This is a genomic window from uncultured Campylobacter sp., assembly GCF_937997595.1.
Lineage (GTDB): Bacteria > Campylobacterota > Campylobacteria > Campylobacterales > Campylobacteraceae > Campylobacter_B.
Window position 1 is genome coordinate 1 of sequence record NZ_CALKTS010000065.1, and the last position, 15,032, is coordinate 15,032.

At 43.8% G+C, this 15,032-nt stretch carries 12 protein-coding genes and 1 pseudogene; 7 read left to right on the forward strand and 6 right to left on the reverse strand.

Annotated elements, in window-relative coordinates; all coding sequences use genetic code 11:
* The coding region (locus Q0614_RS02175) for a TonB-dependent receptor (protein ID WP_298786234.1) at nt 1-2,964 on the forward strand (2,964 nt) is incomplete at its 5' end.
* A gap of 943 nt (nt 2,965-3,907) precedes the next feature.
* Here the strand turns inward: Q0614_RS02175 and Q0614_RS02180 are convergent.
* The 5 genes from Q0614_RS02180 to aspS form a co-directional block, all read right to left on the reverse strand.
* Nucleotides 3,908-5,404, reverse strand: coding sequence for a hypothetical protein (locus Q0614_RS02180; protein WP_298786236.1), 1,497 nt, complete (start codon nt 5,402-5,404; stop codon nt 3,908-3,910).
* Nucleotides 5,405-5,607: 203 nt separating this feature from the next.
* Entirely contained in the window at nt 5,608-6,126 is a 519-nt protein-coding gene (ppa, locus tag Q0614_RS02185; protein ID WP_298786238.1) for an inorganic diphosphatase, read from the reverse strand.
* 9 nt (nt 6,127-6,135) lie between these two features.
* The gene (locus tag Q0614_RS02190) at nt 6,136-6,492 is read right to left on the reverse strand and encodes a NirD/YgiW/YdeI family stress tolerance protein (RefSeq protein ID WP_298786240.1); all 357 of its coding nucleotides are present in this window, start codon (nt 6,490-6,492) and stop codon (nt 6,136-6,138) included.
* A gap of 216 nt (nt 6,493-6,708) precedes the next feature.
* Nucleotides 6,709-7,290, reverse strand: a complete 582-nt coding sequence (locus Q0614_RS02195) for an adenylate kinase (RefSeq protein WP_298062324.1) — start codon at nt 7,288-7,290, stop codon at nt 6,709-6,711.
* Nucleotides 7,287-9,041 carry an aspartate--tRNA ligase gene (gene aspS / locus Q0614_RS02200; RefSeq protein ID WP_298786241.1) on the reverse strand — a complete coding sequence of 585 codons (1,755 nt, stop codon included), beginning with the start codon at nt 9,039-9,041 and terminating at the stop codon, nt 7,287-7,289. The genes Q0614_RS02195 and aspS overlap by 4 nt, the downstream gene beginning before the upstream one ends.
* Before the next feature lie 83 nt (nt 9,042-9,124).
* Here aspS and Q0614_RS02205 point away from each other — a divergent pair, with 83 nt between their 5' ends.
* The 6 genes from Q0614_RS02205 to Q0614_RS02230 all read left to right on the forward strand — a co-directional run bounded on the left by Q0614_RS02205 (nt 9,125) and on the right by Q0614_RS02230 (nt 14,677).
* Entirely contained in the window at nt 9,125-10,000 is an 876-nt protein-coding gene (locus Q0614_RS02205; RefSeq protein WP_298786242.1) for an NAD(+) kinase, read from the forward strand.
* Nucleotides 9,994-11,517 carry an AAA family ATPase gene (locus Q0614_RS02210; protein WP_298786243.1) on the forward strand — a complete coding sequence of 508 codons (1,524 nt, stop codon included), beginning with the start codon at nt 9,994-9,996 and terminating at the stop codon, nt 11,515-11,517. The genes Q0614_RS02205 and Q0614_RS02210 overlap by 7 nt, the downstream gene beginning before the upstream one ends.
* A gap of 125 nt (nt 11,518-11,642) precedes the next feature.
* The gene (locus Q0614_RS02215; RefSeq protein ID WP_298786244.1) at nt 11,643-12,440 is read left to right on the forward strand and encodes a TatD family hydrolase; all 798 of its coding nucleotides are present in this window, start codon (nt 11,643-11,645) and stop codon (nt 12,438-12,440) included.
* On the forward strand, nt 12,437-13,435 hold the full coding sequence (locus Q0614_RS02220; protein ID WP_291936754.1) for a lytic transglycosylase domain-containing protein: 999 nt from the start codon (nt 12,437-12,439) through the stop codon (nt 13,433-13,435). The genes Q0614_RS02215 and Q0614_RS02220 overlap by 4 nt, the downstream gene beginning before the upstream one ends.
* A 13-nt stretch (nt 13,436-13,448) precedes the next feature.
* Nucleotides 13,449-14,204, forward strand: a complete 756-nt coding sequence (locus Q0614_RS02225) for a septal ring lytic transglycosylase RlpA family protein (RefSeq protein WP_298786245.1) — start codon at nt 13,449-13,451, stop codon at nt 14,202-14,204.
* 236 nt (nt 14,205-14,440) lie between these two features.
* On the forward strand, nt 14,441-14,677 hold the full coding sequence (locus Q0614_RS02230) for a hypothetical protein (protein WP_298786246.1): 237 nt from the start codon (nt 14,441-14,443) through the stop codon (nt 14,675-14,677).
* 69 nt (nt 14,678-14,746) lie between these two features.
* Here Q0614_RS02230 and Q0614_RS02235 read toward each other — a convergent pair.
* A pseudogene (locus tag Q0614_RS02235) lies at nt 14,747-15,032 on the reverse strand (hypothetical protein); the annotation flags it as partial.

The window sequence follows — 15,032 nt, forward strand, 5'->3', positions numbered from 1 at the left end:
GAAGGTGGCTCCCAAAATTTAGGGCAGATCAATGTTACGGGAAACGTAGAAAGCGACCCGCTTGCCAAAAAAGTCGGCGAAACTAAAAAGAGCGCCAAAACGCTAGAAAAGCAGCAAGTCTCCGACACTAGAGACCTCGTAAAATATGAAACGGGGGTTAGCGTCGTAGAGGCGGGCAGGATGGGTTCTAGCGGCTACTCGATCCGCGGAGTGGACGAAAACCGCGTCGCCATCACGATAGACGGACTTCATCAAGCAGAGACTTTAAGCTCGCAAGGTTTTAAAGAGATCTTTGAAGGATATGGAAACTTTAATAACACTAGAAACGGCGTCGAGATGGAAAATGTCAAACAAGCTACTATCACCAAGGGCGCAGACTCGATAAAAGCGGGTTCTGGCGCACTTGGAGGCTCCGTTATGTTCGAGACCAAGGATGCACGGGATTATTTAATCGATAAAAATTGGTTTTACGGCTTTAAAGCGGGTATTTCTAGCAGAGATAAGGAGAAAATGAGATCTCATACTCTAGCTGCGAAAGTTAATTGGTTTGACTTTTTAGTAATCAGAACAGATAGAAATTCTCACGAGCTTAGAAACTACGGATACGGCACCTACGACGATAGCGTAAGAGGAAGGGAGAGGGAGCAAACTGATCCTTATACCATCAAAAAAGAGAGCACCTTAGTTAAAATATCCTTTCAGCCAAATGATGAAAATAGAATTACCCTCATGAATGATGATTCTAAAAATAGATCGAAAGGCAACGACTACTCATATACGCTCTATCCAAGATCGATTACTAATCCCGATTTTTTCGAAAGCAAGCTCGGAGAGAGATACACGGACGATCTTAGCAAGAGAGAAAATAGAGGTATCGCTTACGAAAATTTTACCGAAACGCCGCTTTGGGATAGCGTAAAATTTTCATTCTCTAATCAAAGAATCAAACAAAGAGCCAGAACGGAGGAGTATTGCAGAGGCGATAATTGCGCAGAAATAGCAAACCCTATAATAAAAAGAGATGGCAACAATAATATAGTAGACTCAAACGGAAACGAATTTAACATAGATAGAGGCGGTCCGGGAGGAATGACGAGATTAATTGATTCAAATGGAAAAACGTATTTATCGGGTTATGCCATTCCAAATATAAGTAATATGAAATTAAACTGCGAAGAATTTAACTGTAACGGTCCGTTAACGCTTTATAGAATTCCCTTCAATTCTGATCCAATAGAAAAAATGAGTCTGCCTCTGAATAGTCCAACCTATAATTTTACGGGTTCAAATGGAAAGAATTATGAATTTGATATACACGAAGAGACCTTAAACGGAAAGAGATATAAGGTAATTAAACCTAGTTATACTAATGGCATAGTCAAACAAGATTCTAATGAATTTAATATGCTTTTACCAAACTCACAGGGCTATCTTGATAGAGACTGGAAAGAAAGGGATCTAAATACCGATACTAAGCAGTTTGATCTGGATTTTAGCAAAGATTTTAATTTTTTGAGTGTGGAAAATAGCCTTTCATATGGACTAAAATATATAAAAACCGATAAATCTATGGTAAATAGGGCGGGTTTTGACGCTACGAATCCTCAATGGTGGGCAGATACCGCTCCAGGTGACTGCCAAGGTGCAGATGCATTCAATGCACTGAAATGCCCTAAAACTGAGCCTGAAACATCATTTTTAATACCGGTCGAAAGCAAAAACGGAGTCTTTCACGTAGCAGACGATGTTATAGTAAATGATCTTTTTGATTTCAATCTAGCCTATAGATACGATAGAGTAAGATATAAACCGGGCTATGTTCCGGGCAAGACCCCAAAGATCCCCGACGGTATGGTCGAGGGTCTATTTATACCGCTTGCGAAAAATCCGCTTCCGGAGCCCAAGTGGAGCGACTATCCAAATTGGTCGGATTATGTGGCAGCCAGGAACGCATACCTAGCAAAGCAAGCCGAAGTCGATGCGCTGAATGCAACGAATGCTGAGCGAAATATAGAGTATATGTCAAAGCCGAAGGAGTATAAAAACAACTCCTACGCCGTGGGTTTAAATTTTAATCCTCTTGAGTTTGTAAGAATTCAAACGAAGTATTCAAAAGCCTTTAGGGCGCCTACTACGGATGAGCTATATCTAGCGTTTAAGCATCCGGATTTTACGATAAAACCTAATGTAGATCTAAGGCCCGAAATAGCCAAAACCAAAGAAATAGCCGTTACCTTTCATAGCGAAAGTAGGAGTTATATTACGATTAGCAGATTCAAAACGGACTATCAAGACTTCTTAGATCTGGAATATCAAGGCACCAAAAGGGTAAATACGAACGCAAATAGCGCGCTTGATTTCGATATGTATCAAAACGTAAATAGACAAAGAGCCAAGGTAAACGGCATAGAGATAAGCTCTAAATTTAACCTAAGCGATATCTCCGATAGTCTGGGCGGATTTTATGTAGGATATAAATTTACGAAACAAAAGGGTAAAATTTTAACAGATGATGACGGTTTGGTGCCGATGAATGCGATACAGCCAAAAACTTCGGTATATAACGTGGGCTATGCCGAGAAAAATGACAAATTCGGAGTTGATATATACCTTACGACCGTATCGGCTAAAAAGCCCGAAGATACCTACAATATGTTTTGGAAAAACGAGAGGCAAAGCGGAGATCCTATAAACGGACGCCAGGTGACCGATTACAGAGCGCACTGGTTAAGCACCAGCTACAAAGTGCTAGACCTAGTGGCATACACCAAGCCAACTAAAAATTTAACCTTCAGATTTGGCTGCTACAACATAACCGACGAAAAATATCTAACCTGGGAATCGGCTAGATCGGTAAGGTCTTTCGGCACCACGAATATGGTTCGCAAATCAGATAGCCTGGGCATCAACCGCTTCTACGCTCCGGGGCGAAATTTTAAGCTGACCTTCGAGCTTACCCTGTAAATTTCAATAAAATTTGGACTAAATTTAATATCTAGTCCAAATTTTGATCTTTAAAATTTTTAAACGGCTCGGTAAAACCGCAACTACTTTTTGGGTATATAAACAAGAGCGCTGCCTATCAAATCTCTCAGCTGCTTTCTAGATCGGCAAAAGTTTATATAAAAAGAGTGGGTTAAATTTTATTCTGCGACGATCTAGCGAAAAAATTTATAGAATTTTATAAAACGCGTAACCGCACAAATGCCGCTGCGCTTTCGGTATAGAAATTTTATCACTAGCTGCGGCTTGCTAACTATGCGATATCCTATAATTTTGTGATGTTTTTAAATTTTAAAATTTTACGTAGCGTGGCAGACCAAAGGCTTCTGTCTGTGATGACATCAGCTTTATAATTTTGCAATGACGCCCGCGATTTTTCCCTTGCTTCGAGATCGAATTTTTACCCGTGTAAATTTACCGAGCCGAAAAACATAGCATCCGTATGTGCTAAAAATTTCGCAGGCGCACAGCTCTACATTACGCAAATCGCAGGAGAATTTTAATGCCGTGAATCTGCGCGGATTATCTCGCTTCCAGGCAGCGAGAGTCTTTTTGCGGCAATGAGCGCAATCTATTTCTCTTCGCTCTATCCCGCCCGCTTGTGACGACAAATCTTATAAACGCAGTGGTCCTTTAAAAATTTTAACTTCAAATTTTGCTCCGAAGCTCGCTAAATTTAAGAAGAGCCCACACAGATAAATTGTTCTATTTTAGCGCGGCGCACGAGGTTTTTAAATTTGCGGCGCCCGTAGGAGACTTTAAAGCTCGCTAAGTTTCGCCGTCGTTAGCACGCAAGGCTGATCCTGCTAGCAATCTTTTGTGCGGTTTATCTCCTTGTATTACTTGCTTAAACTCCCGCCGCAGTATATGTCGGCGCCGGACAAATCATCGCTTCGTTTTAAATTTAATCCTCATATCCTCTAATGCTAATATGTCTTCCCTCTATCTTAGGAACTACGGGCTTCTTTTTAAGCTTAACGCCATACAAATTAATGCCGTAAAGTTTGCTAAGGCGGATAAAATCGACGTTAAGTTCCTCTAAATCGGTATCGCGAAGATCAATGTATTTAAGGCTTGTCATATCGTTTATGCTCTGCGGTAATTTTTTAATTGCAGTCTCGGAGAGATCTAAAATTTCTAAATTTTTTAAATTTCCTACGCTTTCCGGAAGCTGCGTAATATTTTTTCCGTGGATGTAAAGCTCCTTTAAATTATGCAGATTTCCGATGCTCTCAGGGATTTTCGTAATGGCTTGGCTGTTAATTTTCAGCTCTCCCAAAGCATCAAGCATGCCGATGCTCTCAGGCAGACTCTCTTGCTTATATCTGCCAATATCGAGTTTTTTTAAGCTTTTTAATGCGCCGATACTTTCAGGGATTTCTTGTATATTTTCAGACCAAATATCAAGCTCCTGCAGATTATGCAAATCCCCTAACTCAGATGGGATCGTTTTGATATTTGAACTTATATGAAGCCTTTTGAGCGACGGGATTTTCACGGCGAGCCGCAATCTCTGCTCGTCCATATGACCCCACTCCTCAAGATTGGGTAAATTTACGATATTTTCAGGAGGAGAGGTAAAATCTTCGGTCAGCTCCTTTAGGCTAGACATTCGCGAAACCTCATCGGGTAGCGCCTCTATATGCGTGTTCGTAAGATATAAAATTTCCAGGTTTTTCAGCTCTGCTAGATACGTAGGCAAAGTATGTAAAAAATTACAACTATAACAGTGGAGCTCTCGCAGCTTGCTCATCCCTGTAATCTGCGGCGGCAATTGCGAAATATGCGTTTCATCCAGTTCGAGATATTCTAAATTCTTTAAATTTGCTACATTCGCGCTCAACTCTTTTACGGGGCAACGATCCAAAATCAGAGTCTTAAGATTCGGAATTTTAGAGATATTTTCACTAATCTCCGTAAATTCGGTAGCGCGCAAGCCTAAATACTTGAGCTTTTTTAAATTTTGCACGCAAGAGGGCAGATCCGAAACTCTCGTGCCTTGCAAATCAAGCTTTTTTAAATTTGAAAGCAAACAGATCTCGGGCGGAACCTGCGTAACCTCATCCACTATAATCGGCGAAACGGTCATAAAATTCGCGTTTCTGCCGAAGTCTAGCTCATCAATGTCCGCAAGCTTTTCATACAAATCCCATGTCGTAGCGATATCGCTAAAGAAGCTTATACCATAGTAATTCTCTCGCCCTTTATCGCTAAAGCGTAAAAAATTCGCCAAGTTTTGCATCTGCGTATTTTGATCCTCGCTTAGCTTTGGGCTAAACTTCAGGCGGATGTCCTGCGCATCGTTTGACATACTAATTTTAATGCCTTTAAAACCGGAGATTGATTGTATGCAGAGCGAAAAAGCAACTGCTATAAATAGCGCGATATAAATCTTTTTCATTTGAGTCGCCTTTTTAAAATTTAAAATTTTAGTATCTAGCTGCGCGATATTTATAAAATTTAAGCGAGCGCTTTGCAAGCTTGATTTAAAAATCCTCACATCGCTCTGCGCTTCGCAAATTCCATCAAATTTTAAAATTTCGGAATTTCGCGCAGCGTCTTAAAGGCGGAGCGAAATTCCAAATCAAAGGACGCTTGTAAATTTTATTTATAAGCCTTGATCGCTTTGTCTAGGATTTTCTCGGCCTCGGCAGCGCTTGCAAAATCCTTTACTTTGACCCATTTATTCGGCTCTAAAAGCTTGTAGGTTTCGAAGAAATTTTTGATCTTATCCAGCGTCGCTTTAGGCAGATCGGAGACCCCTTTAATGCCCTCATATCGCGGATCGATCTTGCTAACCGGCACGGCAAGCAGCTTCTCGTCCATTCCGCTTTCGTCCTCCATCATCAAAACGCCGATTAGGCGGCACGGGATCACGCTGCCTGCGGCAAGCGGGTATTCGTTTAGCACCAAAACATCCGCAGGATCGCCGTCGTCAGCCAAGGTATTGGGCACGAAGCCGTAATTTGCGGGGTAAAACATCGCGCCGTAGAGCACGCGATCTACGCAGAGCGCGCCGCTTTCTTTGTCGATCTCGTATTTGATGTTCGAGCCGTAAGGGATTTCGATCACTGCGTTGATTTTATCGGGGTTTGAGCCCACTTTTATCTTTGAAAGATCCATGGTTTTCCTTTATTTAGAATTTAAAATTTTGATATTTTTCACGTCTATCGTCGTTTTGGTAAAATCTTTGTCGATCTCGCCGCTAATTCGCACGAGCGTATTTTCATCCACGCTCACGCCGCGCCAAACGTCATCGTCGATCTCAACCTCGATGCTATCTCCATTTTGATCCACAAATCTATAATGCTCGCGTCTGAGTTGAGATTTTATCCTGCCGTCGATCGCGACAAAAGAATCATCTCTTAATTTAAGCGCTTCTTTGACGCTTGACGGTTGAGTTTGCGCCGCGGAGCCGCTTGCCACAAACCCGCCAGCGCCGAATGCAGCCGCACATAAAGCCATACTAATTAAAAATTTTCTAACCATATCCATCCTTAAATTTTAATCTCTGTATCCGCAAATAGATCTGAAATTTCATTAAATTTAAAAGCCGCTCATATTTAACGCTCGCATTAAATTTGCGGCGCGAGCTTTTAAATTTACGCTTAAAATTTGGCTATTTAGCGCGACGGCAAGCTATAAATTTAAAGGCGCACTCGTACTAAAAAGCGCGTCTTAAATTTAAGCCGCCATCCAAGCGCGCTAGCCTAATTTTTCGATCTGCGCGGCGATTATAGCGTTTATGTCCGCTACGATCTCCTCGACCGTGCGCTCGCCGTTTACGCTGTAAAATACGCCCGCGTCGCCGTAAAATTTACGGATATCCTCGATCGGCTCTGAAAATACCGCCATGCGGTTTTTAAAGACCTCCTCGTTATCGTCTGCTCCGCGAGCGCGTCCTAAAACACGCTCCTTGGCGATTTCCTCGCTAACGCACACTTCGATGACTGCGCTAAGATTTACATCATCGTCGCCTCGCAGCACCTCGTCTAGCTTATTCATCTGCTCGACACTCCTTGGATAGCCGTCGATGATGATGAAGTCTTTAGGCGAGCTTTTAATCGCGCTAACGATAGCATTTACGACGATATCAAGCGGCACGAGATTGCCTTTAGAGATGAAGCCGTCTATCTGCCTACCAAGAGCGCTGCCGCTTGCTACCTCGGCACGCAGCAGATCGCCTGTGGAGTAGTGCTCGATGCTTTGATTCATCTGAGCGATCATGCTCGCATCGGTCGTTTTGCCGCTGCCAGGAGCGCCGATGATTAAAAAAAGGCTTTTCATTTTTGCTCCTTCTTATGAAGCCTAAGACCTAGCTCGCGAAGCTGCTCGTCTGTAACGACGCTAGGGGCTTTGGTAAGCGGACACTGCGCGCGCTGCGTTTTAGGAAACGCGATAACCTCGCGAATACTGCTTGAGCCGGTAACCAGCATCATCAGCCTATCAAAGCCGATCGCGATACCTCCGTGCGGAGGCGCGCCGAAGCTTAGCGCATCAAGCAGGAAGCCGAATTTCTCCCTCTGCTCCGCAGGCTCGATCTTAAGCAACCTAAAGACCTTTTCTTGAATGTCCGCTTTGTGGATCCTGATACTGCCGCCGCCAAGCTCGATGCCGTTTAGCACGACGTCGTAGGCAATCGAGGTAATATCCTCTAAATCAGGCTCGTCGGGATTGTTCGGCATCGTGAAAGGATGGTGCATCGCGGAGTAGCTGCCGTCGTCGTTTTGCTCAAACATAGGGAAATTTACGACCCACAAAAACTCAAGCTTGTTCGGATTTATGAGACCAAGCTCGTTTGCGAGGAAAATTCTAAATCTGCCCATATAATCAAGCACGATTTTCTTTTTGCCCGCGCCGAAAAATACGACGTCGCCGACTTTAAGCTCGCAGCGTTTGATAAGCTCGTCCAGCTCGCTTTTTTCAAAGAATTTTACCAGCGGTCCCTTTAGCCCGTCCTCTTTTACTTGAATAAATGCGAGGCCCTGCGCGCCGAATTTTTTCACGTATTCCTCAAAGCCTTGCATCTGGCGCTTGCTAAATTTCAGATCGCCGTCCTCGACTTTAAGAGCTTTTACACGGTTAGCCTTGCGGTCTTTGGCTAAATTTGAAAAAATTTCGTTGCTCGATTTTTCAAAAATATCGGCTACGTCGATGAAAGGCATATCGTAGCGCAGATCGGGTTTGTCGCTGCCGTAAAGCTCCATTGCGTCTTTATACTCCATATGTCTAAAAGGAGTGACGATCTCGCGGCCGCAGGATTTGAAAATATCCTTTAAAACCTCCTCAGCCACGCTCATTACGTCGTATTGGGTGTTGAAGCTCATCTCGATATCGATCTGCGTAAATTCCGGCTGGCGGTCGGCGCGCAGGTCCTCATCGCGGAAGCAACGCGCGATCTGGAAGTATTTATCAAAGCCCGAGCACATCAAAAGCTGTTTGAAAAGCTGCGGACTTTGCGGAAGCGCGTAGAAGCTGCCCGGATAGACGCGGCTAGGCACCAGATAGTCCCTAGCGCCCTCAGGCGTCGCGCGCGTTAAGATCGGCGTTTCGACCTCTACAAAGCCGAGCCTATCGAGCGCGTTTCGCGCGGCGATCGCAGCCTTGGAGCGCATCTTAAATTTATCAAAGCTTCCCTCTGCGCGCAGATCCAAAAAGCGGTACTTAAGCTTCGTTTCTTCGTTGACGCTTTTATCGCCGATTACGAAAGGAAGCGGCTTGCTCGGATTTTCGATCTCTAAGCTTTCTACTACGACTTCGATATCGCCGGTTTTTAAATTTGGATTTTCTAGCCCTTCGCCGCGAGCGCGGATCTTGCCGCTTGCTTTTAGGACAAATTCGTTTCGTACTTCGTTTGCAATTTCATACGCTTTTTTGCTATCTTTTGGATCGCACACGAGCTGAAGCAGGCCGCTTCGGTCACGCAAATCTATAAAAATAACGCCGCCGTGATCGCGGTAAGAATTTACCCAGCCGCACACGGTTACACTTTTACCGATATCGTTTTTACTCAAATCGGTGCAATAATGACTTCGCAAATTTACTCCTTTAAAATTATTTGTAAAACGCAAGTATAGTTAAATTTTGCTTTTACAAAGCTAATTTTTTATAAAATAAAACTATGGAAAACAAAATTCATAAAAACCTTAAATTCGCGGGGCTAATAGCCAAAAAATCAGAAGAGATTCGCCCCGTCGTGGAGCAAATTTGCGAAATTTTAAAAGTGCAAGGCATTGAGCTTTTGCTTGAAGAGGACGGAGCGGAATTTTTCGGCCTTAAGCCGCATACGCTTGCAGAAATTTTAAAAAAGACCAATTTTTTAATCAGCCTCGGCGGCGACGGCACGCTCATCGGGCTTGCGAGGCTACTAAGCGACAAAAACGCTTTTATTTTGGGTATCAACGCGGGTACTCTCGGGTTTTTAACGGACGTGCAGCCGAGCGAATTTGCAAAATTTTTAAAGGAATTTTTGCGTGGCGAATACGAGATCGAGCGCCCGTTTTTACTCGAAGTGATACTGGAAAACGGCGGCGGTAAAATCGTCCGCAAGACCGCATTTAACGACGTCGTAATCACCCGCAGCCACATCTCCTCGATGGCGAAGATCGATGCGTTTTTAAATAGAAAATATTTCAACACCTACTACGGCGACGGCGTGATCGTAAGCTCCGCCGTGGGCTCGACCGCGTATAATATGAGCGCGAACGGATCTATCGTCTATCCGCTGTGCGACGTGTTTTGCGTCACGCCGATCTGCTCACACAGCCTGACGCAGCGGCCTTTGATCCTTCCAAAAGAGTATCTTGCAAGCTTCAAAAACGCCGGAAGCTCCGAAGTTAGCGTCGTCATCGACGGACAAGACGTTTTTGATATGGCGGAATTTCACAGCGTAAGCGTTAAAATTTCGCACGCAAAGGCAAATTTAATAAAACGCAGAAGCTACGATTATTTTGACGTTTTAAAAGCCAAACTCAGATGGGGGCACGGCGGATGCTAGAAAGAATTTATATTAAAAATAATCTGGGTTTTTGCGAGAGCGAGCTTAGTTTTGGCCCGGGACTTAGCGTATTTACAGGTATCAGCGGCGCGGGTAAATCGGTATTAATAGGCGCGATTTTAGCGGTGTTCGGGCTTAAAGAATGCGAGGCTGAGCTCATAGAAGCGGACGTAGAGCATCAATTTGATATGGAAAATTTCGGCTTGATAAACGATACGCCAAATATTTTTCGCGTCCTAAAAGAGCGTAGCTTGCGATACTTTATAAATTCCCAATCGGTTTCGAAAAAAAATCTAAGCACGATCGCCGGCGAATACGTGAAATTTTTAGGCGCGAAAAACGCCGGCGAAATGAGTAGCGGCAGCTTGCTAAAATTACTTGATTTTATCGCCGAGAAAAAAGATGCGGCGCACGCGCAAAGCCTATCGGAGCTTCAAAGCGCTTTTGTGGAATTTAGCCGCACAAAAAAGCAGCTGGATGAAATTTTGGATCAAGAGCGCAAGATTGAGGAGTTAAAAGAATTCGCTCGCTTCGAAATTGAAAAAATCGAGCGCGTATCGCCTAAGATCGGCGAATACGAGGAGCTTTTGCAGATCAAAAAAAAGCTTAGTAAGAAAGATAAGATCGAGGAGCTTTGGGCTAGGGCGCAGGGTGTTTTTGAGCTGGAGCGTAGCGTCATCGAAGTGCTAAGTCTTAGCGGGCTGGATAGCGCGTTTTTTGAGGATGCGATGAACGAGCTGCGGCTAAAGCAAGAAAGCTTGAATTTAGACGAGCTCGAAAATATCGACATAGAGAAAATTTTAGATCGCATCGAAGCTCTTAGTGCGCTAAATAGGCGCTACGGAAGCGTAGAAGAAGCTTTAGATACGCTTGAAGCACGCAAGAAAGAGCTTGAGCATTACGAGCAGTTAAGCTTTGAGAAAACCAAGTTGCAAGCGGAATTTAAACGCCTTAGTGAAAGCACCGCTACCCTTGCCGAAAAAATCAGCGAGGCTCGCAAGGGCGCTAAAAAACGGCTCGAGGATCTGATAAATTCCTATCTAAAGCAGCTTTATATGGACGGAGTGGAGCTTAGTTTTAAGCCCGCGGTTCTTAGTGAGTGCGGCACAGACGAAATTTGCGTCAGCTTGTGCAAGACGGAATTTAAAAATTTAAGCTCAGGCGAAACGAACCGCCTACGCCTTGCTTTCATCGCGGCAAGCTTGGAGCTTACAAATAACGGCGAGGGAATTTTGATCTTAGACGAGATTGATTCAAATTTAAGTGGAAAAGAGGCGATGAGTATCGCTAACGTGCTGGTAAAAATTTCAAAATTTTATCAAATTTTTGCGATCTCGCACCAGCCGCAGCTTAGCTCAAAGGCTGCGTCACACTTTTTAGTAAGTAAAACGAACGGCAAATCTAGCGTGAGATTATTAAGCGAAAATGAGAAAATAACAGAGCTAGCTCGTATGATAAGCGGCGAAACTATTACTGCAGAAGCCCTGGAATTCGCTAAAAAACTAAGGCAAAGCTGAAGGAATTTTAAGCTTAAGTTTAAATCTGAAATTTTTCGCTACAATACCGCGTTTAATTTAAATTTAAGTGTGATTTTGCAAAACGACGTAAAATCCGCTTCGAAAAATTTTATCAAGTGAGTTTTATGATTATAGATACACATTGCCATTTAGACGATGCTAGTTTCGACGCCGATTTGGGCGCGGTGATTGAGCGCGCCACGATTGCAGGCGTGCGCAGCATCATCATTCCCGGTGCCGATGTAGCAGACCTAGATAAGGCATGTAAAATTTCGCATGCACGGGATAATGTGTATTTTGCCGTAGGGGTGCATCCATACGAGATAGATTCTTTCGATATGGAGGTGCTGAAGCGGTATGCTGACGATCCCAAATGCGTGGGCGTTGGCGAATGCGGGCTTGATTACTTCAGACTTAAGCAGCAAGAGAGCAAGGAAACCAAAGCCTTAGAAATCTCCCGCCAAAAAGACGCCTTCATCTCACAAATCGATCTAGCAACACAACTTCAAAAACCACTTATAGTCCATATCCGAGAAGCAAACGAAGATAGCTTTGGAATTCTAAAAGATCGTGCCGGCGATTTATGCGGCGGTGTTTTGCACTGCTTCAATGCCAGCAAGCTTTTGCTAGGTCTTAGCGAATACGGATTTTACTTCGGTATCGGCGGAGTTTTGACATTCAAAAATGCAAAAAACTTAGCTGAGATCTTACCGCAAATTCCGCAAGAGCGCCTCTTAATCGAGACGGATGCACCATATCTAACTCCGCATCCGCATCGTGGCGAGCGCAACGAGCCTGCATTTACGAGACTCGTGGTAGAAAAAGTCGCGGAAATTTTAAGCCTAAGCGTAGAAGAGGTCGAAGCAATAACGACTCAAAACGCCTGTAGGCTTTTTGGCGATAAAATCAAAGGAGAGATATGAAAGCCATAAAATTTATACTGCTAGCCCTGCTTTTAATGGGCGAAGCGTTTGCGAGCCAGCCCGGTCTGATGCGCGCAAATCACGACTATATTTTAAATCAATTCGGCATCGAAAATAACGAATCGAGCAAAAACGTAGTCGCGGGCATATTCCGTGCGATCAATGCAAGCGATCGCAAGCAGTTTAAGCATATCGTGACTTCGCAGTCGCACAATGCCTACTTGGTCAAATCCGAGGTAGATAATATCGAAGCTCCGGAATTCTTGTTGTATTTGGCAATGGTAGAATCTCATCTTAAAAATACGGTCACATCAGGCGCTAGCGCAGGTGGTATGTGGCAGCTGATGCCGGCGACCGCGAAAAATTTCGGTCTTAGAGTAGATAGCGCCGTAGATGAGCGTCGCGATCCCGCAGCCTCTACGGATGCCGCGTTTTCGTATATTTTGCATCTGAAGCAAAATTTTGGCAAGTGGTATTTAGCGCTAATGGCGTATAATTGTGGTGATCAAAAGCTTAAAAATGCGATTGCAGCTACTGGCAGCGATGATCTGGATCGCTTGCTAAAAAGTCCCGCACTTCCTAATGAGACTAAGAATTTTATCAAGCGCATTATCAAATACGCTTACATCGCTCAAAATGAAAATATGCGTAAAATTCTGCTTTTTGAAAGCGAGCCATGGGGGCTAAAGCGTATCGCCGTAGCTCCGGGCACAAAGCTAAGCGCGGTTGCAAAACAGATCGGAATTTCGCCGTCGCAAATGCAGGATTACAACGCGCATATTAAAAACGGAATTTCGCCGCTTAACGGCAAGTACTTCTTTTATATCCCACAAAGCAAATATGCAGAATTTGTCGTAAATCAAGGCGCGTTTCAAGCGTATGAACCACGTCTGAAACAGCGCAAGCCAGGACGTGTGTTAGCAGGTTTGGCGAACGAGCTTAGCCTCAAAGACAAAAACGAAATAGCGCTAAATAATATAAAATTCAACAAATAAGATCGGATCGCAGGTGTCGTACCAGAAAATCGCTCTTTTTAGTGCGCTTTTTGCGCTGATTCTTGCCGGTTGCTCGTTTCGCACCGCACCGCCTTCTAGATCGTCTGCGGGCGGTGCGGGCAAGATCGGCAAAAACTCTCCCGCCACCATGCGCCCTTATAAAATCAACGGCAAAACCTACTATCCAGAGCAAGTAAGCGTCGGTGACACTCAAGTCGGCATCGCCAGCTGGTATGGGCCGAATTTTCATGGCAAATACACCTCAAACGGCGAAATTTACGATATGAACGGCATGACCGCCGCGCACAAAACCTATCCAATGAATACTATGGTAAAGGTCACGAATCGCGACACCGGCGCTACCGCAACCGTGCGCATCAACGATCGCGGTCCATTCGTGGATGGTCGCATCATCGATCTTAGCAAAACAGCTGCTAATTTAGTAGGCGTATTTGCCAAAGGTACGGCGCCGGTAAAACTCGAAGTAGTGGGCTTTTATGGGCATACTATCGCCAAAGGCTCGCCGAAAGCAACCATTGTCGGCGGAAATTTTATGGTGCAAATCGGTGCGTTTAGAAATAGAAGCGGCGCACAAATTTATCAGCGCGATTACCACGGCACGGCGGGATATCCTGCGATCATCAAAGAATTTAGCATAGATGGCGCGCCGATTTATCGCGTCTTTTTAAGTGGATTTAAGAGTGAGGATGAGGCGAGAGATTTTGCGCATAATGGCAAGTTTACTGGAGCTTTCATCGTAAGAGAGTAGCAGTTTTCTTTGACGGCTTTTCCTTCGTTTTTTGCTTGATAAGGGCTTTGTTAAATTTATTTGTGAGCTACTTGCAGTAAAATTTCTCGTCATCTAATAGTTATCTGCTTTAGCTGCGGCGAAGTGCGAACTACTTGCAAGCTATTCTTAGCAGAAAAGTGCGCCTGCCTGCTTGAGCTTTGTTTTTTAATAGGACGCCGCAGCTGATAAAATTTTATATTGCTAGGGGATAAAGCATGCAAAAATATCCGGAAGCTTATAGTTTAGAAAAAAGTTTGGCTATATTTGAAAAATATAGAGACGAGCTGAGCGTAGAACAATACGAGCAAAACAGATCTATCATCTGTAACCACGCGATAGAGGGTATGTTTGCAAACGAGCAAGATATAATCGATCTTATCAAGGTCGATAAGGGAGAAAAAACGCCCGATGAGATAATAAACGAATATAAAAAAGAGTGGAGCGTTTTATAGCGCTATAGAAAATATCAAATTTTGGATGATGAAATATCAACATTTGATATACGCATTGGCTTTTAAATTTTAATCGTGTAAAAAAGTTACGACTTCATGTTCTTTTGGTAGGAATTTTCTACCGTGTATGCCACTTTCGCCGTATTCTATCAAAGCTTCATTAAGCACCCTATAGAGCTCATCTAACGAAATTCCGTCAAGACTAGAATTTATATTTTCCAGCTTATATTTGATAAAAAACGGATTATCGACTAGCATTTTACTGGTAGTTTCGTCATAGACCCTTCTAATATCAAGCTCGATTTCTCTACCTTTATAATAAAGCAGCCAAATCATCTCTCCGGTATATCCGTCT